The organism is Ammonicoccus luteus (assembly GCF_050880385.1).
GTDB lineage: Bacteria > Actinomycetota > Actinomycetes > Propionibacteriales > Propionibacteriaceae > Enemella.
Genome location: NZ_JBNZCI010000008.1, coordinates 40,328 through 61,569 on the forward strand (window position 1 = coordinate 40,328; position 21,242 = coordinate 61,569).

18 protein-coding genes are annotated in these 21,242 nt (G+C 67.0%); 12 read left to right on the plus strand and 6 right to left on the minus strand.

Annotated features, from left to right (window positions below):
* Positions 1 to 57 precede the first annotated feature (57 nt).
* The 5 genes from ACQ260_RS15355 (at position 58) to ACQ260_RS15375 (ending at position 4,171) form a co-directional block, all read left to right on the plus strand.
* Positions 58 to 291, plus strand: a complete 234-nt coding sequence (locus tag ACQ260_RS15355) for a type II toxin-antitoxin system Phd/YefM family antitoxin (RefSeq protein ID WP_432560343.1) — start codon at positions 58 to 60, stop codon at positions 289 to 291.
* Positions 288 to 683: a type II toxin-antitoxin system VapC family toxin gene (locus ACQ260_RS15360; protein WP_432560344.1), complete on the plus strand. Its 396-nt coding sequence runs from the start codon at positions 288 to 290 to the stop codon at positions 681 to 683. The genes ACQ260_RS15355 and ACQ260_RS15360 overlap by 4 nt, the downstream gene beginning before the upstream one ends.
* 129 nt (positions 684 to 812) lie before the next feature.
* Positions 813 to 1,523 carry a hypothetical protein gene (locus ACQ260_RS15365; RefSeq protein WP_432560345.1) on the plus strand — a complete coding sequence of 237 codons (711 nt, stop codon included), beginning with the start codon at positions 813 to 815 and terminating at the stop codon, positions 1,521 to 1,523.
* A 9-nt stretch (positions 1,524 to 1,532) separates the two neighbouring features.
* On the plus strand, positions 1,533 to 3,566 hold the full coding sequence (locus ACQ260_RS15370) for a sensor histidine kinase (RefSeq protein ID WP_432560346.1): 2,034 nt from the start codon (positions 1,533 to 1,535) through the stop codon (positions 3,564 to 3,566).
* On the plus strand, positions 3,563 to 4,171 hold the full coding sequence (locus ACQ260_RS15375) for a response regulator transcription factor (protein WP_432560347.1): 609 nt from the start codon (positions 3,563 to 3,565) through the stop codon (positions 4,169 to 4,171). The genes ACQ260_RS15370 and ACQ260_RS15375 overlap by 4 nt, the downstream gene beginning before the upstream one ends.
* 745 nt (positions 4,172 to 4,916) lie before the next feature.
* Here ACQ260_RS15375 and pflA read toward each other — a convergent pair.
* From pflA to ACQ260_RS15390, 3 genes are all read right to left on the minus strand, one after another.
* Positions 4,917 to 5,723, minus strand: a complete 807-nt coding sequence (pflA, locus tag ACQ260_RS15380) for a pyruvate formate-lyase-activating protein (protein ID WP_432560348.1) — start codon at positions 5,721 to 5,723, stop codon at positions 4,917 to 4,919.
* A 13-nt stretch (positions 5,724 to 5,736) separates the two neighbouring features.
* Positions 5,737 to 7,998, minus strand: a complete 2,262-nt coding sequence (gene pflB, locus ACQ260_RS15385) for a formate C-acetyltransferase (protein ID WP_432560349.1) — start codon at positions 7,996 to 7,998, stop codon at positions 5,737 to 5,739.
* Between the two features lie 109 nt (positions 7,999 to 8,107).
* Entirely contained in the window at positions 8,108 to 9,685 is a 1,578-nt protein-coding gene (locus ACQ260_RS15390; RefSeq protein ID WP_432560350.1) for a DUF4139 domain-containing protein, read from the minus strand.
* A gap of 160 nt (positions 9,686 to 9,845) precedes the next feature.
* On the opposite strand from ACQ260_RS15390, the gene brnQ reads away from it, so the two are divergent.
* Positions 9,846 to 11,345 carry a branched-chain amino acid transport system II carrier protein gene (brnQ, locus tag ACQ260_RS15395; protein ID WP_432560351.1) on the plus strand — a complete coding sequence of 500 codons (1,500 nt, stop codon included), beginning with the start codon at positions 9,846 to 9,848 and terminating at the stop codon, positions 11,343 to 11,345.
* Between the two features lie 234 nt (positions 11,346 to 11,579).
* Complete coding sequence (locus tag ACQ260_RS15400; RefSeq protein ID WP_432560352.1) at positions 11,580 to 12,026, plus strand: nuclear transport factor 2 family protein; 447 nt, start codon at positions 11,580 to 11,582, stop codon at positions 12,024 to 12,026.
* Here the strand turns inward: ACQ260_RS15400 and ACQ260_RS15405 are convergent.
* Positions 11,934 to 13,298, minus strand: coding sequence for an MFS transporter (locus ACQ260_RS15405; RefSeq protein ID WP_432560353.1), 1,365 nt, complete (start codon positions 13,296 to 13,298; stop codon positions 11,934 to 11,936). The genes ACQ260_RS15400 and ACQ260_RS15405 overlap by 93 nt on opposite strands.
* A 142-nt stretch (positions 13,299 to 13,440) precedes the next feature.
* On the opposite strand from ACQ260_RS15405, the gene ACQ260_RS15410 reads away from it, so the two are divergent.
* Complete coding sequence (locus ACQ260_RS15410) at positions 13,441 to 14,358, plus strand: Gmad2 immunoglobulin-like domain-containing protein (protein ID WP_432560354.1); 918 nt, start codon at positions 13,441 to 13,443, stop codon at positions 14,356 to 14,358.
* 22 nt (positions 14,359 to 14,380) lie between these two features.
* On the opposite strand, the gene dnaB is transcribed toward ACQ260_RS15410, so the two are convergent.
* On the minus strand, positions 14,381 to 15,694 hold the full coding sequence (gene dnaB / locus ACQ260_RS15415) for a replicative DNA helicase (protein ID WP_432560433.1): 1,314 nt from the start codon (positions 15,692 to 15,694) through the stop codon (positions 14,381 to 14,383).
* A 540-nt stretch (positions 15,695 to 16,234) separates the two neighbouring features.
* Between dnaB and ACQ260_RS15420 the strand changes: the two genes are divergently transcribed.
* The 4 genes from ACQ260_RS15420 (at position 16,235) to ACQ260_RS15435 (ending at position 20,539) form a co-directional block, all read left to right on the plus strand.
* Positions 16,235 to 16,534: a metal-sensitive transcriptional regulator gene (locus ACQ260_RS15420; protein ID WP_432560355.1), complete on the plus strand. Its 300-nt coding sequence runs from the start codon at positions 16,235 to 16,237 to the stop codon at positions 16,532 to 16,534.
* Positions 16,535 to 16,604: 70 nt separating this feature from the next.
* Positions 16,605 to 16,817 (plus strand): heavy-metal-associated domain-containing protein, encoded by a 213-nt coding sequence (locus ACQ260_RS15425; RefSeq protein ID WP_432560356.1) that lies wholly within the window; start codon positions 16,605 to 16,607, stop codon positions 16,815 to 16,817.
* 178 nt (positions 16,818 to 16,995) lie between these two features.
* A complete protein-coding gene (locus ACQ260_RS15430; protein WP_432560357.1) occupies positions 16,996 to 19,230 on the plus strand; it encodes a heavy metal translocating P-type ATPase in 2,235 nt (744 codons plus the stop codon).
* Positions 19,231 to 19,339: 109 nt separating this feature from the next.
* Positions 19,340 to 20,539 carry a septal ring lytic transglycosylase RlpA family protein gene (locus ACQ260_RS15435; RefSeq protein WP_432560358.1) on the plus strand — a complete coding sequence of 400 codons (1,200 nt, stop codon included), beginning with the start codon at positions 19,340 to 19,342 and terminating at the stop codon, positions 20,537 to 20,539.
* 141 nt (positions 20,540 to 20,680) lie between these two features.
* On the opposite strand, the gene ACQ260_RS15440 is transcribed toward ACQ260_RS15435, so the two are convergent.
* Positions 20,681 to 21,202 carry a GNAT family N-acetyltransferase gene (locus ACQ260_RS15440; protein ID WP_432560359.1) on the minus strand — a complete coding sequence of 174 codons (522 nt, stop codon included), beginning with the start codon at positions 21,200 to 21,202 and terminating at the stop codon, positions 20,681 to 20,683.
* Positions 21,203 to 21,242: the final 40 nt, after the last annotated feature.

The following is a 21,242-nucleotide window of genomic DNA, read 5'->3' on the forward strand; positions in this document are numbered from 1 at the left end:
CACGCCTATGAGAGCGGCCACCTTGCTGGCTTGGCTAAGCTTGGCTAAGCTAGATTCATGAGTCAGACGGTCAATGTGCATGAGGCGAAGACTTCGTTGTCGCGCCTGCTTGAGCGGGTCGAGGCCGGTGAGCGGATCACGATCGCCCGTGCCGGCAAGCCGGTGGCCGACTTGGTGCCACACGTCCGCGTCGATCTGGTGTTCGGGCTTGCCGGCGATCAACTGACCTATGATCCGGACGCCTTCGACGAGCCGATGGCGGAGATTCAGGATCTGTTCGAGGACGCATGACCGCTCTGCTCGACACCCATGTTCTGCTCTGGTTGCTGGAGGATTCTCCACGACTGGGTGAGGGTACGCGGGGTTGGCTGCAACGCCAGCCTCGCGTCTTCGTCTCGGCCGCAAGCGTGTGGGAGATCGCCATCAAGCAGGAACTCGGCAAGATCACCACCCCTGACGAACTTCCGGACCTGATCGAGCGGAGCGGGCTGGACTGGCTGCCGGTCGCGCCGATCCACTCGTGGACCGTCCGGAAAGTGTCGGGATTGCCGCATCGCGACCCCTTCGACCGGATGCTGCTCGCTCAAGCCCACCAGGAGTCCCTCACGCTGGTGACCGCAGATGCGGTGCTGCTCGGAGCCGACGTGGTCCCGCCGGTCGCTCGACGGGATCCCCGCCGGTGAGCAGCCGGAGGTAACGGTCCGGGAGGACTTCCCGCAGCGGCGGGAGTTCCAGCTCTGTCGGCCGGGAATGCCCTGGGGAGACCGTTATGACACGCCCCGAATCCGGCGGCAGTCACGGAAGGAACCCCCATGAGCGCCCCATCGAGCCGATCCACGCAACTCACCAGATCCCTGCATTCCACCGCCCATTCCACCGCTCGGACGACCCGGGCCACCGGCATCGCGCTGGCTGCGGTCGGACTGGTCCTGGTGGCCAACGGTGCCTGGTATGCCCCGCTGATGTTCAGCATCAGCCCCGACACGAAGCTCTCCCAGTACGGCGGTGAGCTCCCGTTCCAGCTGTTCCAGACCATTCACCTCTGTGCCCTGGTGGCGCTGGCCGTCGTGGTCTCCCGGCTCGGGCACCTCCGCGGCCGGACCGGGCGGTCCCTGCCGCCATGGGTTCCGGTCGTGTTGATGGCGGTGACGATTCTGCAGGCCGCGACGGTGTATGCCCAGGCCTTCGTCGTGCCGCACCTCGCCGCGGTGGCGCCGCACGTTCTCGACATCGAATCCATCGACTTGTTCGCGATCTCGATGATGGTCATCTGGTCGGCGTTCTCGCTGGCCGTCGTGGCCATTGCGGTCATCGGCGCGATCCGGCGAGTGATCCCGGTCGTGGCCGCCATCGTTATCGCCCTGGGCGCCCTCTCCATGCCCATGCTCGGACCTGCCGGTGCCCTGCTCATCGGCGCGGGGCTGGCGTACTGGGCCCTGACCCGCATCCTGCGCCGAACCGCCCCCGACGAGACTGAAGCCGAGCCCACCACGGCGCCCGCGCGGGTCGCAGCTCAGGCCTAGAATCCAGGAGTGGGAGAAGCCGTCGTGCGCCGCAGCGGCGCGATTGCCCCCGCGCGCACCGGAGGGGCGGGGGTCGGCGCGGGTGCGTTCGTGCTGACCGTGGCCCTGGCCATCCCGACCCTCACGATCGTGGCGGTGCTGCCCCGCCAAGGCGCCCAGGACACCGTGTTGTCCCGGATCAGTGCGGGGGCGTCGGTGCTCGGCTTCGCGATTCTGGCCACCACCGGCGCCGTGCTCCTGCACCGTCAACCGCGGCACCCGATGGGCCGGCTGCTCACGGTGGCCGGGCTGGCCCAGTTGTCGACGATGCTGACGCTCGGCTGGGTGCCGTACGCGGTGTCCGCCGGGGCTCGACCGCTGGACCCGATCCTGTGGATCACGAACTGGGTCTGGGTGCCGGCGCAGGTGGCCGTCCTGGTGGTGCTGCTGCGCTTCCCCGAGGGGCGCCTCGCCGGTCGCGGCTGGCGGGTCGTGGAGGGCGCGGTGCTCGCCTGGGGCGCGCTGGCCTTGCTCGCGACCGCGTTGGCGCCGGGTCCACTGGGCTCGAGCAGCCTGGAGCAGTTCGACAATCCCTATGGCTGGGAGGGCCTGATCGGGGTGATCGACGGCCTGCTCAGTGGGCTGTTTCTCCTCCTGCCCGTGCTCAACGTCGTGGCCGCGGCCGCGCTGATCTGGCGGTGGCGCGGGGCGGATGCAGGGGAGCGGCAGCGGCTGCGCTGGGTGGCCGCTGCCGCGATCATCGCGATCGTGACCGCGCCGTTGGTGCTGTTCGGCACCGATTCCGCGGAAGCGCCCGCGGCAGTCGCCCTGCTGCTGCTCCCGGCGGCGATCGCGGTGGCGGTGTTGCGGCGCCGCCTCTGGGAGCTGGGGGTGGTCGCCCACCTCGCCGTGACGGCCGGCCTGACCGGCCTGGTGCTCGTCACAACCTATGCCGCCGCGGTCCGCTGGCTGCCAGGTTCGATGTGGCCCGTGGTTGCCGGGCTGGCCGTGGCTGCGCTGGCCTTCCCTGTCCACCGGCTCATCCGGTTCCTGCTCGACCGTTTCCTGCTCGGCACCAACGGCGACCCGAACACCATCGCCGACCGGGTGGCCAACCAGTCGCGTACCCAACCGGGACAGGTGCTGCAGGATGCCGCCGCCGAACTCGCCCGAACCCTCCGGGTGCCGTGGGTCGCGTTCACCGACGAGGGCGGCGATGTGGTGGCGGCCAGCGGAACCGGACCGGCTGACCGCCACGGCGTGACCGAAGTGCCATTGGTGGTGGCCGGCGCCGAGGTCGGCCTGCTGCGGAGCGCCGAACGGGCACCGGGGGAAGGGCTGTCCCCGCGCGATCTCCGCGTCCTCAGCGAGGTCGCCGCTGTCTCGGCGCTGGTGCTGCACAGCATCCGGATCGACCGGCGGCTCGCGGAGAGCCGTGACCGCTTGGCGGCCATCCGTTCCGAGGAACGGGCCCGGGTCCAGCGGGATCTGCACGACGGGCTCGGGCCGGTGCTCGGTGGGATCCAGTTGCGCGCGGAGGCCGCCCGCAACCTGACCGAGGCGGGCGCCGACCCCGCGCGGATCACCGCCCAGCTCGACGCCATCGGGCAGCAGGCCACCGGCGCGATCGCCGAGGTGCGCCGGCTCATCCAGGAACTGCGCCCGACCGCGCTGGAGCAGGCCGGGCTCTCCGACGCGCTCGCCCGCGCGATCCCGGAGGTCGCCGATCACCTGCACCGGACCGTGACCCTGGAGCTGCCGGCCGACCTGGAGTCGGCGGTCGAGGTCGCTGCTTTCCGGATCGTGATCGAGGCGGTCCGCAATGCCGCCCGGCACGCGGAGGCGACCCGGGTCGCAGTCGCCGGCCGGGTCGAGGATGATCGGCTGGTGTTGACGGTGACCGATGACGGCCGCGGCCTCGCCGGGTCGACGCCCGGGGTGGGGATCCGCGCGATGACCGAACGGGCCACCGAACTCGGCGGATCGCTCACGCTGGATTCGCCGGTGGACGGTGGTTGCCGGATCCGGGCCGAACTGCCCCTGCGCCCGGAGGGACACCGATGATCCGCGTGATTCTCGCCGATGACCATCCGGTATTCCTGGCCGGCCTGGAGGCTCTGCTGGACACTGTCGAGGGGATCCACGTGGTCGGGTCGGCCACGGACGGGACCGAGCTGATCGACCTGGCCCGGAGCACCGACTTCGAGGTCGCGGTGATCGATCTCGATATGCCCGGAGCCGACGGGGCCACGGCGGCCGAGCAGATCCTGCGGCTGCGCGCCGACGCCGGCGTGCTCATCCTGACCATGCACGACGACACCGCATCCCTGACCCGGTGTCTTCGGGCGGGCGCGCGCGGCTACATCCTCAAGGGGGCCGGGGCCGGCGCCATCGCACGCGCGGTCGCCGCCATCGCCGACGGGGACACGGTGATCGCGGGCGACCTGGGCAGATCGGTGCGCACCGCTGTCGCCACCCAGAGCCTGGCCGGTGCTGACGGACTCACGCTCCGCGAACGTGAGGTGCTCGAGTTGGTGCGCCAGGGCCTGGACAATCCCGAGATTGCCCGTCGCCTGCACATATCGGTGAAAACCGTGCAGAACAACGTCAGCGCTCTGCTCACCAAACTGCAGGTCAGCTCGCGTATTCAACTCATTGCCCGCGGCTGATCCGGCGCCCGGCGAACAGGATCTTGATCGTCCGGGCCGTGTTCTTGGTTCTCCCTGTCCCGATCTGCTGGGCCCGAAAGGTTGCTGCGCGGCAGCCCGTCACAAACCGCAACGAGAGTGGGGGCCACGTCGACTGTGTCGATGGACCCCGCTCTGCGCGCGGTTTGTGACGTCGTCTCCGGGTGGCAGGCGTCGCGTGCCGCCCGGCTCGGTCTTGGCGACCCCCGGTCGGGAGGGGAACCAGTGCCCCGCGCCGCCATGCACCCGATTGCGCTGCCGCGTCCAGGTCGATCGAGTTGGCCGCCCACTGCAGAGGCCGCATCGCCAGTCCCCAGCGCGTCGCTGAACGGCAACCGGTTCATCACGCGCAGTGCCGCCAGCGTGGAGCGCACGGCCCACTCGCTCTCGAGGACCATGCGCTTCGTGAAACGACTTCGGGCCAACGCGGGACTCTCCAGTCCGGCGTTGGCCCGAATCGGCTCGGTGCCGTCGGCGTCGTTGCCTCAGGCAGCCTGCGCAGTCAGATCAGTCGCATGATCACGATGACCAGGATGACGACGACCAAGATGCTGATCAGTGTTCCGATAAGTCCACGGCTCATTGTCATGCCTCCATTCCTCAAATCGATGTCCTGAAAGGTTATCGATAGAGAGCTAAAGCTCTTTCAGCGGGGTCCTATCAGCCACCAAAGCCTCGGCCAACAAGCCTCGGACGAGCGACCGATGTCCGAGCGCGGCCCAACGGATCAGAAGGTGGTGAACCCCCTGGACTGGAAGAACGCCCGGGCTGCTTGGGTCTGTTCCGGCGTCGGCGGCTCAACGTCATGGAGTTGATAATCCAACTCGATCTGCGACCACTTGTCACGCCCCATCTGGTGGAAGGGCAACACTTCCACCCGCTCCACGACGTGCCGCCAGCGCGTCACGATGTCTGCGACCCGTTTGATGTTCTCCGGGTCATCGGTCCAGCCGGGGACGAGGACGAACCGGATCCAGATCGTGACTCCGAGCGCATTGAGGCGGTCGCCGAAATCGATCGTCGGCTGCAGTTGCCGGCCGGTGACGCGGTGATAGGTCTCCTCGTCGCCCGACTTCACATCGAGCAGGACCATGTTCAGCCGTCTCAGCAGGTCGTCGCTGGCGGCGGCGCCCAAGAACCCGGACGTGTCCAGCGCGGTGTGCACACCCTCCTCATGGCAGAAGTCGATCAGGTTCGCGATGAACGGCAGTTGCTGCATGGCCTCGCCACCGGTGAAGGTCACCCCACCACCGCTGGCCTTGAAAATCGCCTTGTAGCGCTTGATCCGTGCCTTCACCTGATCCAACGTGCGGATGGTCCCGAAGCGGGCGAAGATCGTGTCCGGGTTGTGGCAGAACACGCACCGCAACGGGCAGCCGGAGAAGAAGATGCTCAGGCGTGTCCCGGGTCCGTCGACTGCGGTCACGAGTTCCCAGGAGTGGATCTGCGCGGCCTGTCCGGTCCGAAGAGCTTCTAACTCCTCGGACCGGACCCCGAACGGCGCGAGTTCGTCGCCGAGCGGGAGCAGCGTCACGTCCCCCTGGTGTTTAGCCTTGGTGGAAGGTCCGGTTGAGGATGTCAAGCTGTTGCTCCCTTGTGAGGCGCACGAAGTTGACGGCGTAGCCGGACACCCGCACGGTCAACTGCGGATATTTGTCCGGGTTCTCCATGGCATCGACGAGCGTCTCCTGGTTGAGGACGTTGACGTTCAGGTGATAACCACCCTCACCGACATAAGCGTCCAACAGTCCCACGAGGTTGTCGACCCGTTCTTGCTGGTCCCGGCCGAGGCCGCTCGGCACGACGGTATTCGTGAGGGAGATGCCGTCCTCGGCGTCGGCGTACGGCAGCTTCGCCACCGACAGCGCCGAAGTCAGCATGCCGTGCGTGTCGCGTCCGTTCATCGGATTGGCGCCCGGAGCGAACGGCTCGCCCGCACGGCGGCCATCCGGGGTGTTGCCCGTCGCCTTGCCATAGACCACGTTCGAGGTGATCGTGAGCACCGACTGGGTATGGATCGCCCCGCGATAGGTCTCGAACTGGCGGATCTTCTCCATGAACTTGCTGACCAGGTCGACTGCGATGTCGTCGACGCGGTCATCGTCGTTGCCGAACTTCGGGAAGTCGCCGTCGATCACATAGTCGGTGACGAGCCCGTCCTCGTTGACCACGGGCGTGACGTTGGCGTACTTGATCGCCGCGAGCGAGTCCGCCGCCACCGACAGGCCGGCGATTCCGCACGCGAGCGTACGCCGCACCTCGCGGTCGTGGAGCGCCATCTCGATCCGCTCGTATGCATATTTGTCATGCATGTAGTGGATGATGTTCAGGGCGTTCACATAGATGCTGGCGACCCAGTCGAGGGTCTCCAGATAGCGCGCGTAGACCTCGTCGTAGTCCAGCGGCTTGGTGGTGTCGTTGAGCGGTGTGGCGGCGGGGGAGACCTGCTTGCCGTTGACCTCGTCGCGGCCACCGTTGATCGCATACAACAACGCCTTGGCGATGTTCACCCGCGCGCCGAAGAACTGCATCGCCTTGCCCTGCTTCATCGGAGACACGCAGCACGCGATGGCGGCGTCGTCACCGGCGGTGGAGCGGATGAGGTCATCGGACTCGTATTGGATCGCGGACGTGTCGATCGACACCTCGGCGCAGAAGCGCTTGAAACCGTCCGGCAGGTCGGTCGCCCAGAACACGGTCAGGTTGGGCTCCGGCGCAGGGCCGAGGTTGTAGAGCGTCTGGAGATAGCGGAACGAGGTCTTGGTGACCATCGAGCGGCCGTCCGTGCCCATGCCGCCGATCGACTCGGTCACCCAGGTCGGGTCACCGGCGAAAATCTGGTCGTACTCCTTCGTCCGCAGGAAGCGCACAATCCGGAGCTTGATGACCAGGTCGTCGATGAGTTCCTGGGCCTCGGACTCGGTAATTCTCCCGTTGGCCAGGTCGCGGCTGACATAGATGTCGAGGAACGTCGAGTTGCGGCCGATCGACATCGCCGCGCCGTTCTGCTCCTTCACCGCCGCGAGGTAACCGAAATAGAGCCATTGGATCGCTTCACGCGCCGTGGCAGCGGGGCGGCTGATGTCATAGCCATAGGACGTCGCCATCCTCTTGAGCTCCTCGAGCGCGCGGATCTGCTCGGCGTTCTCCTCGCGGTCGCGGATGACGTCTTCGATCGACGCCTGGGCGTCGAGTTCCATCCGGTCGAGCCTCTTGTCGTTGATCAACGCGTCGACGCCATAGAGCGCGACCCGGCGATAGTCGCCGATGATCCGGCCGCGACCGTAGGCATCGGGAAGCCCGGTGATGATGTGGCTCGAGCGGGCCGCGCGGATGGCGCTCGTGTACGCGTCGAAGACGCCCACGTTGTGGGTCTTCCGATATTTCGTGAAGGCCGTCTTCAACTCCGGCAGCACCGGATAGCCATAGGTGTTGAGCGACTGTTCGACCATGCGCCAGCCGCCGTAGGGCATGATCGCCCGCTTCAGCGGGGCATCGGTCTGCAGGCCGACGATCAGTTCGTTGTCCTTGTCGATATAGCCCGGCTTGAAGGCGTCGATGCCGGACACGGTCTCGTAATCGACGTCATAAACGCCCTTTTCCCGTTCGGTCGGGAACATCGCGGTGAGCTTGTTCCAGATCCCCAGCGTGCGCTCGGTCGGGCCGGCGAGGAAGGACGCATCGCCGTCGTAGGGGGTGTAGTTGCGCTGGATGAAATCTCGGACGTCGATCTGGTCCTGCCACGGACCTGCGGTGAATTCGGCCCACTCTTCATTGAGCTGGGCGGAGGACGAAAGCGTGCTCGTCATGTGATCCCTCGGGGTGTGAGACGGACATTCGATCGCTATTAAGGGTACGCTTTCCTGCCCCAAATTGAACGGGCGCCTTCAGGATTGACACTGGGAACTCCGGGAAAAATCAGTCGCGCCAGCCGCTGAGGCTCACGCCGCGGGCGACTTCCACTCGGACCCCGAGCTCGACCTGTGCCTGCTGGCCATCGGCCAGTTCCAGGCGCCACGTCACTTCCCCGAGATCGTTCACGTCCGTGCCGGGCGAAGTCTTCACGTCGCGCACCGTGATGCCGGGCGCTTTCGACACCGGGGCCTGGTCGAGGACGGTGACCTTCGCCGGCTTGCCCGAGTGGTTCGTCACGGTGGTGCGCCAGCGTGCCTCATGGCGTGCGGTGGCGCCCAGGAAGGCCTTGTCCGCATGCCTGGCGACCAGTTCGCGCTTGACGCGAATCCGGTCCTCCAGGCCGAGTGCGAGCTCGACCTCCTCGCCGGGTGCCAGCACCTCGAGATCCGAGACGCCCACGAACTCGGCGCCATGGAAGAGTGACGCCCTGCCTGCGCGGAGCGTGTGAGGGGAAGAGTTCGTCACCGTCGCACGGAGGAAGACGTCCTCGCTGCGCACCGGCGCTGTCACATGATCCACATCGGCCGGCAAACGGAAATCGGTGATGAGCGCCTGGTGCTCGGATCCATCCGACGGGATCGCGACTGGAGTCTGGGCCGCATAGGTCGCCGCGGTCGCGCCCATCTCCATCGACGCTTCGTCGAACGCCACTGGCTCGGCCATTTCCAGCTTCGCCGACCGGGATGCATCGGCCATGGCCAGCATCGGCGCCGGTGCGCCGGCGACCGGGCCGGAAGGCACAGGCATGCCACGGTGTGCGACCGGCTCGGTCAGGAACCACGGGGCGAGTTCGGGGATCGTGATCGCCGCGGCCGGTCGGGCTGTGCTGAGGCGGAGTTCGCTCGCGGGCCAGTCCTCCCCGGACCACTGGCGGACCATCCCGAACCATGTCACCGCCACTTCGCCCGTGGTCTCGTCGAGCCGCAGGTCGTATCGGGGCTCCCACGTCGCGCCCTCGACCAGATAGGACACCTCGAGCTCGATCTCGCTGCCCTCAGCATCGTCTGCGGTCCTGACCGCGATCGCGACCTCGGTGCGGTCCGGGATTGGCTGGACGGGGGAGCCGAGTTCCCGATCGACGCGGGCCTGCTCGTCACTGATGCGCTTCTCCTTGTCGAGGAGCGCGCGACGGCTGGTCAGCACGTTAGACACCTGCGCGGCGATCCGCTCGGCGACCGGCCCGAGGTCATCCGGGGCGAGGCCGGTGGCCAGCTTTCTCGCGTAGGGCAGGCCGGCGGAACTCGCCACCGACTCCAGCAATGTGAGCTGCACGTCCAGGGCACGCCGCTCGTCCACGACCTCCTGCGCGGCGACCGCCAAACGCTGTCGCTCCGCCAGGAGCGCCGCGGTCCGGGCAGAGTTGTCGGTTGCGTGGTGGGTGGTGCGCACGTCGATGCCCGTGATGGACCCCGGGCCCCGGCCCGTCACCCGGACCGATTCGTGGATCAGCGTGAGCGGGAGGTCGGTCACCAGCACCTCCGACCGGCTGCGTGGGGGAAGGGTGATTCGGCCGTGTCGTGTGATGCGGGCTTGGCCGGGATAAACGGTCACCGAGGCCACCGACGTGGAGAACTGCGTCATGCGTGAACGATAGGGCGGCCCGGGGCGACGCGTCGGATCTTCTTCGAGGGCGTTTCCGCACGGTCACGGCGACCCGGTGAAAGATTCGTCCCTTTTCCTCTCGGTTCCGGGCGATCCATTTACGATGACTCATCTGTTGAAATCCCCCGGGAGAACGACCATGGCCAAGGTGAGTCGTCGCAAAGCACTGATTGATGCGCTCGTGGTCGGATTCGCGATCTTTGCGATCTATTTCGGCGCCGGAAATCTGATCTTCCCGCCCTATATCGGCGCCTCGACGGGCCCCAATTGGCAGATCGGCCTCCTCGGCCTGACTCTGGCGGGGATCCTGCTGCCGGTCCTCGCCGTGGCCGCGGTCGCCAACAGCGGTGGCACGTTCAAGTCCCTCGCGCAGCCGATCGCACCGTGGTTCTACATCGTCTACAACATCCTCGTGATGATCGGGGTCGGCACTCTGATCACAATTCCGCGAACCTCGGCGGTGGCGTTCGAGATCGGTGTCCGGACACTCATTCCTGCCTCCGACAACTCCGTCGGCCGGTTCATTGCCGTGGTCGTGTTCTTTGCCATCGCCACGTTCGTGGGGTTCGATCAAGGGTCCATCGCGGACCGGATCGGCAAGGTCCTGACGCCGGTGCTGCTGCTCATCCTGTTCACGCTGGTCATCCTCGCCGTGGTGCGCCCGGTGGGGGAGCCGGTCGCGACGGGCCTCGAGAACCCGTTCTATATGGCATTCGTCGAGGCCTATCAGATGGGCGACATTCTGACCGGTCTGCTCTGCGCGACGATTTTTGTTTCGGCCATGGTGAAGAAGGGATACCGCTCGCCCAAGCGCAACATCGTCATGATTCTGGGCGCCAGCGCGGTGGGCGCGACCGCGCTGTGGGTGGTCTATGCGGGGCTGGAATATCTCGGCGCGACGGGCAACTCGCACTTCCCCGCGGACACCGAGCGCACCACACTGCTGGTCGGGCTGATTCACCTTCTCTCCGGATCGATCGGCACTTATGCCCTCGCGGTTGCCGTGGCACTCGCCTGTCTGACGACGGCGATCGGGCTCATGACGGTGGTCGCGGGCTTCGTCGAAGAAGGCACCAAGGGCAAAGTGCCTTATCGGGTCGCCCTCACGGCCGTGGCGGTCGTCGGCGTCTTCCAGGCGATGGGAGGCGTCGAGCGCATCGTGGCCATCGCGGGTCCGATCTTCATGGCGATGTATCCGGTGTCCATCCTCCTCGTCGTCCTCGGCCTGACCCGGCGCATCATCCCCAACGATGGCGTCTGGAAGGGCGCGGCGCTGCTGGCACTCATCGTGAGTCTCTATGAATCCGCTGCGGTCGTCGTAAGCATGGTCGGAGCCACCATGCCGACGTGGCTGGAGTCGATCTATCACCTGATTCCGCTCGCCGCGCAGGGCTTCGGCTGGATCGTGCCGACAATCGTGGGCGGGATCGCGGGTGGCGTCCTGTGGAAGGTCACGGGTTGGCGCTCGATCTGCAAGGAGCAGGACGAGGAGTTCGATCGGCGGTCGGTGGCGGAGGAGGAGTACGCGGAGCGGTTCGCCGACGCGCACATCCTGCGCTCCGGTGCGACTTTGGCGCAGCCGGGAGTGCCCGCACCCCCACGCGAGGATGAGACCGACCGGGACACATCCTCGACGTGAGGGCTGCCGGTGTGGCACTGGCCTGCGTACTGCTCACGGCTGACCCTGCGCACTGCTCACGGCTGACCCTGCGTACTGCTCACGGCTGACTATGCACACCGTCGCAGTCTTCGCACCCGAAAGGGACGTGTGCGAGGTCGGCAACGGGGTGCAAGGTGGAGGCGTCGGGGCTCGGTGGTGGGCCCGACTGGCTAACGTGTGCCTCGAGCACGCTGGTGTCGTCGAGGAGCGCACATGGACAGAACGCGGGCGCACGAGCCCAATCAATTGCTGCAGTTGCTCGTGGAACGGGTCGCCGACGGTGACGTCGAGGGCCTGGTCGCGCTGTTCGAGGACGATGCGGCTCTGGACACCGGAGGAGGCGTGGCGCGTGGAGCGGCTGCGCTCCGGGAGTTCTGGGACAGCTTCGTGGCGAGTGGAGTGGCGGTCGAGGTGGGTGCGCAGAGCCCGCCGCTGATCGCCGGCGAACTCGCCCTCACCTCCACCGTGATGCCAGACGGTGGCGTCACCGTTGAGATCGCCCGCCGCCAGTCGGACGGCTCGTGGCGGTGGGTGGTGGATCAGCCCTCGCTGAACGTCACGTCTCGGTCAGCCGGCGCTGTGGCTCCCGACCGGCTGTCTGCGGATGCCGATCCACGAGACCACACCGCCGATGATGCTGAGAGCAGCACAGACGACTAAACCGCGGTGCAGGCCTGCGAGGTCCAGGCGTGCACCCACGATCAAACCCACCAACGCCACCGCCACGAGGCCGGCAATCCGGGACACCGCGTTGTTCACCGCTGACGCGATGCCGGATCGGGCGGTGTCGACGGCACCGAGGATGGCGGAGGTCAGCGGCGCGACCGTGATCGCCAGGCCCAGTCCGAAGGCCACGGCACCGGGGAGCAACTGGGTCCAATAGTTCAGCGGGTCGGTGATCATGAGCATGAGCAGGAACCCGGCGCCCATGAGCAGCGGACCGGCGGTCATGAAGGGCCGCGGCCCGAAGCGCCCGGCGAGTTTGCCGATGGTGGAGGACAACAGGATCATCGCGATCGAGGACGGGATCAGTGCGAGCCCCGCGGCGGTCGCACCGAAGCCGGCGGACTGCTGCAGATAGACGACGATGAGGAAGCCGGAGAGGTACAGCGCCGCATAGACGAACACCGTCGCCACGTTGCCCCAGGAGAAGTTGCGGGCCCGGAACAGGCTGATCGGCATGATCGGGTGGTCCACGCGGGTTTGCCGCCAGCCGAAGAGCCCGAGAGCGACCGCGCCGACGGTCAGCGGGCCCCAGATGCCCGGGTGCGACCACCCGAAGTTGCCCTGCTCGATCAGGGCGAACACCACGCCGCCGAGCCCGGCAACCACCAGGAACGCACTGGGAAAGTCGACCGCAGCGCCCGCTCGGCGTACGTCACGCTGCGCCAACCGCGACATCAACACCAGCGCCACCGCGATGGGGACCAGATTGATCGCGAACGCCGCCCGCCACGACAGCAGGTCGATGAATCCGCCCCCGATGACCGGGCCGGCGAGCGAGGCCACCGACGTCCAGCCCGTCCAGGACCCGATCGCGCGAGCCTGGGCCGCATCACGGAAGTTGGCCATGATGAGCGCGAGCGAGCTGGGGACGAGCAGGGCGCCGGCGGCACCCTGCAAGGCGCGGAAGACGATCAACAGTTCGACGCTCGGAGCGAGAGCGATCGCCGCGGAGGTGATGCCGAAGCCGATCAGGCCCGCGCGGAAGACGCCGATTCGGCCGAACACGTCCGAGAGCGCCCCGGCGATGAGGATGAGGGCGCCAAGGGTGATGAGGTACGCATCCACGATCCACTGCTGCGCACTCAGGCCGCCCCCGAGCTCGGCGCGGATCGCCGGGAGCGCGACGTTCGCGAGCGTGCCATCCAGGAACGACACGAATGAGCCGAGGATGGCGATCGCCAGGACCAGGCGTTGCTCGCGTGTCATGCGGGGAGCCTAAGGGCATGGCGTGGGGGCATCGGCGAAGGAGCCCCTGCGCGCGAGCCTCTGTGCGGCTTCCGTCCCGGCAGGTCGGGGCGTATCCTGGAAGCTTCCTCACATCGAGGGCTCTCTCCCGAGGAGGGGTCTCATGATGACGATTCGCGCTGCGACGGTTGTCGCGGTGATGGGTGGCGTGGTGGTCGCGGGATGCACGCCGGGCGGTTCCTCCGGTCCGACACCACACCCCAGTCCTCCCTCGCTCGCCGAGACGGCCACGTCGGCGGAGCCAGCGGCTGCCGAGTCCCCGGCACGGATGTCCGCCGCCCCTTCGCCCGGGTCAGCCTCGCCGACGGGTGCCGGACAGCGTGAGGCGCTCGTCTATTTCTTGGTCGATTCCCCGAACGGGATCCGATTGGCCCGGGAGGCCCGGGGTGTCGCGGGGGATACGCCCGCCCGCGGTGCCGTGGAAGCCATGATCGACGGACCGCAGGATCCGGACTACGTCGGGCCTTGGAATCGCTCGACCCGCGTGCTCGGGATCTCCGACAACGACGGCGTGGTCACCGTGGACCTGTCCGGCGAGGCGCGGACGGCCAACGTGGGGTCGCCAGCGGCCGCGGCGATGAAGCAACAGTTGATTCATACGGTGACGGAGCAATTGGGTGCGGAGAAGCGCGTGCAGCTGCACATCGACGGCGCGCCGGCACAGGAGTTGTGGGGCGCTGTCGACTGGACCTCTCCGGAAGCTCGTGGCGAGTGGTCCGAGACGCTTCTGCTGGTGGGGATCGATTCACCCGCCGAGCGCGCAAGCGTGTCCTCTCCAGTGGTGGTCACGGGCCAGGCGGCGGTCTTCGAAGCCACCTTGCCGTGGCGGGTGCTCACACCCACCGGCGCGATCGTGCAGCAGGGGACCGCGATGACCGAGCAGGGCATGACGATGGCGCCGTATCGCCTCGAGGTGGTCCTGTCGCCCGGGGAATACATCATCGAGGTCACAGAAGACGACCCCTCGGTCGGTGAGGCCGGCCCGCTCGACGTCGATACCCGCCGGATAACGGTCCGCTGAGGCGAGAACCTCCGGCTATTCGTCAGTGCTGCATGTCCACGAAGCGGCTGTAGTGGCCCTGGAACGCGGTGACGACGGTCCGGGTGGGGCCGTTTCGGTTCTTAGCGACGATGAAGTCCGCTTCGCCCAGGCGCGGGGACTCCTTGTCATAGATGTCCTCGCGGTGCAGCAGGATCACGATGTCTGCATCCTGTTCGAGCGAGCCTGATTCGCGAAGGTCGGAGACCATCGGCTTCTTGTCGGTGCGCTGCTCGGGGCCACGGTTGAGCTGGGACATCGCCACGACCGGCACGTCGAGTTCCTTGGCCAACAACTTGATCTGCCGCGAGAACTCCGACACCTCGAGCTGACGCGATTCGACCTTCTTGCCCGACGTCATCAGCTGGAGATAGTCGATGACGATCAGCTTGAGATCGTGCTTCTGCTTCAACCGCCGGGCCTTGGCGCGGATCTCCATCATCGTCAGGTTCGGCGAGTCGTCGATATAGAGCGGGGCGGACGAGATCGTGGCCATCTTGTTCGCCACGCGCTGCCAGTCCTCCTCGCTCATCGTGCCCTTGCGGATGTGGTTGAGCGGGATCTGTGCCTCGGCGGAGAGCAGACGCATGGTGATCTCCACCTTGCTCATCTCGAGCGAGAAGATCGCCGAGGTCATGCCGTTCTTGATCGAGCAGGCGCGGGCAAAGTCGAGGCCGAGCGTCGATTTCCCCACCGCGGGCCGCGCGGCCAGGATCACCATCTGGCCCCCGTGGAGGCCGTTGGTGAGCTCGTCGAGCTCGATGAATCCCGTGGGCACGCCCGCCATCTCGCCCGAGCGTGAGCTGATGGCCTCCATCTCGTCGAGGGTGGCCTCCAGCAGCTCCGACAGCGGCTGGTAGTCCTCGGCGGTATTCCCGTCGGTCACCGAATAGACGGCCGCCTGGGCCCGATCAACGATGTCGGCGACATCGCCCTCTCCGGCGTATCCCAACTGCGCGATCTTCAACGACGCTTCCACCAAGCGCCGCAGAATCGCCTTCTCCCGCACGATCCGCGCGTAGTAGCCGGCGTTGGCTGCCACGGACACCTTGGCGTACAGGTCATGGAGATAGAGCGGCCCCCGTGCGCGCTGGAGCATGCCCGTCCGGTTGAGTTCGTTCGCGACCGTGATGGGGTCGGCGGGCTCGCCGCGCCCGTAGAGATCGAGGATCGCCGAGAAGATGTATTCGTGCGCCGGGTGATAGAAGTCCGCGGCCTTCACCGTCTCCAGGACGTCCGCGATCGCGTCCTTGCTGGTCAGCATCGAGCCGAGGACGGCCTGCTCTGCGTCGTTGTCCTGGGGCGGCATGCGGTCCATCCCGCCACCGCGGGGCTCATCGGCGGTCAGTTCGTCGGTGAAGTCCTTGAAGTCGGTGGTCACGTGCGCACCCTCCTGTCCCTCGCTGGCTTGATCCGACGCTAGGGGGCGGGTCCGACAACAATGACGAACGGCCCGGGCTCGGCTGGCGCCGCCACGTTAGGCCCGGTCCGGGCGACACGCCAAGGGCAGTTATCCACAGGGCTTGTGGATGAGTTGGGGAAGAAGCCAGTCGGCTTGTGGGCCAGCTGGGCACAGTGCTGTGGATAGTCATATTGACGAGGCAGTAACTTGGCTTTCACTAGGTGTTTCGCTCTGCACACCCTGGGGATGAAAAGAATTTTGGGCCCTGTCCGCAGGGCGGATTGCATAGTTTTGCGGACTTGACAGCCGCAATCGATCGGCACTAAGGCCGATCGCTTGTGCATAACTTGCGTTCCTGTGGACAGTTGTCCGAATCTCGTGGTAGAGGGCTCCGAGCCGTCGTGTTGCGCCCCCGACCGTTTGATACCAGTACCCCCTAGGGGTACCATGGATTCCATGACGAACACGGCCCACGATCCCGGTTATCACGAGACGAAGCAGGCCCATCTCACGCGGCTCCGCCGCATCGAGGGGCAGATCCGCGGTCTGCAGCGCATGGTGGAGGCGGACAAATACTGCATCGACGTCCTCACGCAGATCTCCGCCGCGACCAAGGCTCTGGAGTCCGTCGCCCTCAATCTGCTCGATGAGCACCTCCACCACTGCGTCGCGCACGCCATCGAAGCGGGCGGGGAGGAAGCCGACCTGAAGATCACCGAGGCCAGCGACGCGATTGCACGGCTCGTCCGGTCCTGATCCGCCCGGCGATCCGCCGGCCACGTCCGTCATCATGATTCTGTCCGGAACCCATACCCCAGGAGGCGCCATGGCCACCACGAACTACACCGTCACCGGCATGACCTGCGGCCACTGCGTGAACGCCGTCACCGAAGAGGTGTCCGAGCTCGAGGGCGTCACCGACGTGAACGTCCAGCTCGACAGCGGCACGATGGTCGTCGAGTCCGCCGAGCGGCTGCCGCTGTCCTCGATCGCCGAGGCGGTTTCGGAGGCGGGCGACTACACCGTCGTCGAGGCCTGAGCCCGACCCTCCCGGTGGGGCGTGCTGCCGCCCACACCTCCCGCGTCCTATCGCACAAGCGACGCCGACCAACCCGACGCCCAGCGCCTCGGGTGGTCGGTCACCGCGCCTGTTCCACCGGCCCTCCGATGCCGCCAAGCCCCGGAGTGCCGGTCACCAGCCCTTCAGAAAGCCGATCATGACTGACCCCGTCACCACTCGCCTCGCCGCGCCCAAGAAACCACACTCACTCGAACTCGACATCGAAGGCATGACGTGCGCCTCGTGCGCCGTCCGCGTGGAGAAGAAGCTCAACAAGGTCGAGGGCGTGAACGCCTCGGTCAACTATGCGACCGAGAAGGCCCGCATCGACCTCCTCGAGCCGGTCCCGGTGGAGGATCTGATCGCGGTAGTGGAGAAGACCGGATACAAGGCCGCGGTCCCGCAGCCGGATGACCCCGAGCGACCCGACCCGGTCGTCCAATTGCGCCGCGACCTCATCATGTCCGCCGTGCTGACGGTGCCGGTCGTGGCGATTTCCATGGTCCCGGCGTTCCAGTTCCCCGGTTGGCAATGGCTCGTGATGATCCTGACCACACCGGTCGTCCTCTTCGGCGGGCTGCGATTCCATCGTTCGGCGCTGGTCAACCTCCGCCATGGCGCGACGACCATGGACACGCTGATCTCGATGGGCAGCCTGGCTGCGTACCTCTGGTCCGTCTTCGCCATGTTCTTCGGCCACGCCGGCACGATCGGGATGAAGCACGAGTTCTCGTTCACGCTGGCCCGGAGCGACGGGCTCGGCAACATCTATTTCGAGGCCGCCGCCGCGATCATCACGTTCATCCTGACCGGGCGCTATTTCGAAGCTCGCTCCCGTCGTTCGGCGGGTGAGGCGGTTCGCGCGCTGCTGACGTTGGGCGCGGCGGATGTGGCGGTCGTACGCGAGGGTCGCGAGACCCGCATCCCCATCGAACAGCTCGAAGTAGGCGACCAGTTCGTCGTCCGCCCCGGGGAGAAGATCGCCACCGACGGCCAAGTCGTTTCCGGCACCTCCGGGATCGACACCGCCATGATCACCGGCGAGTCCCTCCCGGTCGACGTCGCCCCCGGTGACACCGTCATCGGCGGCACGCTCAACACCGATGGCCGTCTGATCGTCCAGGCGACGCGGGTGGGGGAGGAAACCCAACTCGCCCAGATCGCTCGGCTGGTCTCCGATGCGCAGACCGGCAAGTCCCAGGCCCAGCGAATCGCCGACCGCATCTCCGCGGTGTTCGTCCCGATTGTCATCGGCCTGGCCCTCGTCACCCTGATCGGCTGGCTCGTCGCCGGGGCCGGCGCAGGGTTTGCGTTCACCGCCGCGGTCGCGGTGCTGATCATCGCCTGCCCGTGCGCGCTGGGCCTCGCGACGCCGACCGCCCTCCTCGTCGGGACCGGCCGGGGCGCCAGCGCGGGCATCCTGATCAAGGGCCCCGAAGCCCTCGAGTCCACGCGCTCCGTCGATACCATCGTGCTCGACAAGACCGGCACGGTCACCACGGGGCTAATCCAGGTCGTCGCCGCCCATCCGGCCGCGGGTGACCCGGAGTGGATCCGCCTGGCGGCCTCCGCCGAGTCGGGGTCGGAGCATCCGGTGGCGAGGGCGGTGGTGGCGTACGCGGAGTCCCGCGGTCTCGCGCCGTTCACCTTCGACGAGTTCCGCAACACACCGGGGGTCGGTGTCGATGCGACCGTCGATGGGCGGCGGGTGCGTGTCGGGCGCCTCAACCTGGTCGAGACCCTGCCGCCGGCGCTGGCAACCGCCGCAGCGGAGGCGCGGGCTGAGGGCCGTTCGAGCATTCTCGTGCTGGTCGATGACGAGCCCGCCGGTCTGCTCGATCTCTCCGACACCGTCAAACCGGGCGCCGCCGAGGCCATCCGTTGGTTCCGTGAGCTGGGGCTCGAGCCGCATCTGCTGACCGGGGACTCGACGGCTGCCGCCCAGCGCGTCGCGCGGGAGCTCGGCATTCAGCACGTCACCGCCGAGGTCCTGCCCGAGGACAAGGTCACCGCGGTGACCGCGCTCCAGGCGCGGGGTCGTCGGGTCGCAATGGTGGGTGACGGGGTCAACGACGCGGCCGCGCTGGCGACCGCCGACCTGGGCATCGCCATGGGCACCGGCACGGATGCCGCCATTGAAGCTGCCGATCTCACGCTGGTCCGGGGCGATGTCCGACTGGCCGCCGACGCGATCCGGTTGTCCCGCCGCACGCTGCGTACGATCAAGGGCAATCTGTTCTGGGCTTTCGCCTACAACGTCGCAGCGCTTCCCATCGCTGCACTTGGTTTGCTGAATCCGATGATCGCGGGTGCGGCGATGGCGTTCAGCTCCGTATTCGTTGTCAGCAACAGTTTGCGCCTCAGGGGCTTCCGCGTGCGTGCCGCCAGATGAACCAACTGATTAGGGCTTTGCCACATCGCGGCGTTACCGTTTCGTGACGATTTACCCGGTGTGTTCGTTCTTGGGCCACCTGGGAAACGAAACCTGTTGGGAGAAACGAGTGCGCAAGGTCATTCCTCTGGCAGTCGCCGGTGGCGTCCTGGTCGCGTCGGGTGGTGTCTTCGGTGCCGCTCAGGCACTGGCCAAGGACATCGAAGTGAGCCAGGACGGCGTGCCTGTGAAGGTCCGCACCTGGGATTCCACCGTCGGGGACGTCCTGGACAAGCAGGGCATCACCGTTGGTGAGCGCGATCTGGTCGCGCCGAGCCCGGCCACGAAGATCACCGATGGTCAGCAGATCTCGGTGCGTTATGGCCGCGAGGTTCGCCTGAACATCGATGGGCAGTCCGAGACCCTCTGGACCACCGCCCTGACGCTGGACGAGGTGCTCGCCGAGCGCTCGATCCGCGACGAAAGCCGCATGTCGACCTCACGGAACGCGGCCATCGGCCGCGAGGGCCTGACGGTCGACATCCAGACCGCCAAGAAGACCACGCTCGTCGTGGCCGGCGAGTCCCGCGAGTTCATCAGCCCCGCACCCACCGTCGAGGAACTCCTCAAGGACGCTCAGGTCGAGCTGACGCCGGATGACACGACCGATCCCGCGCTGGACGCGCCGATCGTCGAGGATCTGACGGTCACCGTCAACAAGAACGAGAACCGCGAGACCACCAAGACGGTCGATGTCCCGTTCAAGACGGTCCGCAAGAACACCTCGAAGCTCCCGGCCGGCACCCAGAAGGTCGAGACCGAGGGCGTGCCTGGCAAGGCCGTCGAGGTCTGGGTCGAGCGCTTCGAGAACGGCAAGTCCGTGAGCAACGAGCGCACCTCCACTCGCGTGGAGAAGGAGCCGGTGAACAAGGTTGTGCTCGTGGGCACCCGCTCCAACTCGGCCAGCCCGTCACCGAGCGCGCGGAACAACTCCGCCGCCCCGCGCACCTCGGCACCCGCACCCGCGCCGGCCCAGGATCTGAGCCCGGCCAACGGCGCCAGCTGTGTCGCCTCCAACTATTGGCAGGGGCAGATGACTGCCAACGGTGAGGTCTTCAACCCGAACGCGATGACCACGGCGCACAAGACGCTGCCGTTCAACACCCGCGTCAAGGTCACCAATCCGCGCAACGGCAAGACCGTGATCGTGCGGGTCAATGACCGCGGGCCGTTCATCGCCGGCCGCTGTCTCGACCTCTCCCGCGCTGCGTTCGCGCAGATCGGTGACCCGGGTCAGGGCATCATGACCGTGAACTACGAGGTCCTCTGATCTGAGCCGTCCGGTGGCCCCGTGACACCTGCTGAAACCCCTGTTGCCTCGGTGAAACACCCGCTGCAACAGGGGTTTCAGGCATCCATCGGGGGTTTCAGGCATCGGGAGTTGCAATCGCGGCCTGGCCGGAGGCGTTTCTCACGCGATGGGCAGCCGCCTGATCATCCGGAACATCGGCCGACCCAGCCAGGGCCCGCCCGCCGGCCCGACGGATCCGTCGGGCACGAATCCGTTGCGGCGATAGAACCGCTCGGCGCGGGGGTTGTTGCGGAGAATCCAGAGGTACGCCGACCGCGCCCCCACTGCCACATCGAACAGCGCCTGACCGGCGCCCGTCCCGTGTTCCGCTGGCAGGACATAGAGCCGGTCCAGCATGAAGGTGACATCGGCCGGGGGTGGATCGAACCCCGCCTCCCACCAGTTCGGCCCGGTGCCCGCGCAAGCAATTCCGATGATCCGGGTGTGCTCGGCCAGGCCGCGTTCGGCGACCCAGTGCCGTCGAAAGGGCTCGTGACCGCCCGCGAGCACGGCATGCATCTCGGTCAGCTCGGTCTCGAGCGCCTTGGCCGCGGCGGGCGCCTCCGCGTGGCGTGTTGCCGCATAGTCCCGCGGCATGATCGGCGCATAGGTGGCGATCTGCGCGGCGACATGCGCTCTCACATAGTCGTGGGCGTCATCAGGCTCAGCAGGGCGGATCCGA

Coding starts and splice junctions, on each gene's coding strand:
- ACQ260_RS15355 (WP_432560343.1), top strand. CDS start 58: ATGAGTCAGACGGTCAATGTGCATGAGGCGAAGACTTCGTTGTCGCGC.
- ACQ260_RS15360 (WP_432560344.1), top strand. CDS start 288: ATGACCGCTCTGCTCGACACCCATGTTCTGCTCTGGTTGCTGGAGGAT.
- ACQ260_RS15365 (WP_432560345.1), top strand. CDS start 813: ATGAGCGCCCCATCGAGCCGATCCACGCAACTCACCAGATCCCTGCAT.
- ACQ260_RS15375 (WP_432560347.1), top strand. CDS start 3,563: ATGATCCGCGTGATTCTCGCCGATGACCATCCGGTATTCCTGGCCGGC.
- pflB (WP_432560349.1), bottom strand. CDS start 7,998: ATGACGAGCACGCTTTCGTCCTCCGCCCAGCTCAATGAAGAGTGGGCC.
- ACQ260_RS15390 (WP_432560350.1), bottom strand. CDS start 9,685: ATGACGCAGTTCTCCACGTCGGTGGCCTCGGTGACCGTTTATCCCGGC.
- brnQ (WP_432560351.1), top strand. CDS start 9,846: ATGGCCAAGGTGAGTCGTCGCAAAGCACTGATTGATGCGCTCGTGGTC.
- ACQ260_RS15400 (WP_432560352.1), top strand. CDS start 11,580: ATGGACAGAACGCGGGCGCACGAGCCCAATCAATTGCTGCAGTTGCTC.
- ACQ260_RS15405 (WP_432560353.1), bottom strand. CDS start 13,298: ATGACACGCGAGCAACGCCTGGTCCTGGCGATCGCCATCCTCGGCTCA.
- ACQ260_RS15410 (WP_432560354.1), top strand. CDS start 13,441: ATGATGACGATTCGCGCTGCGACGGTTGTCGCGGTGATGGGTGGCGTG.
- dnaB (WP_432560433.1), bottom strand. CDS start 15,694: ATGGACCGCATGCCGCCCCAGGACAACGACGCAGAGCAGGCCGTCCTC.
- ACQ260_RS15420 (WP_432560355.1), top strand. CDS start 16,235: ATGACGAACACGGCCCACGATCCCGGTTATCACGAGACGAAGCAGGCC.
- ACQ260_RS15425 (WP_432560356.1), top strand. CDS start 16,605: ATGGCCACCACGAACTACACCGTCACCGGCATGACCTGCGGCCACTGC.
- ACQ260_RS15430 (WP_432560357.1), top strand. CDS start 16,996: ATGACTGACCCCGTCACCACTCGCCTCGCCGCGCCCAAGAAACCACAC.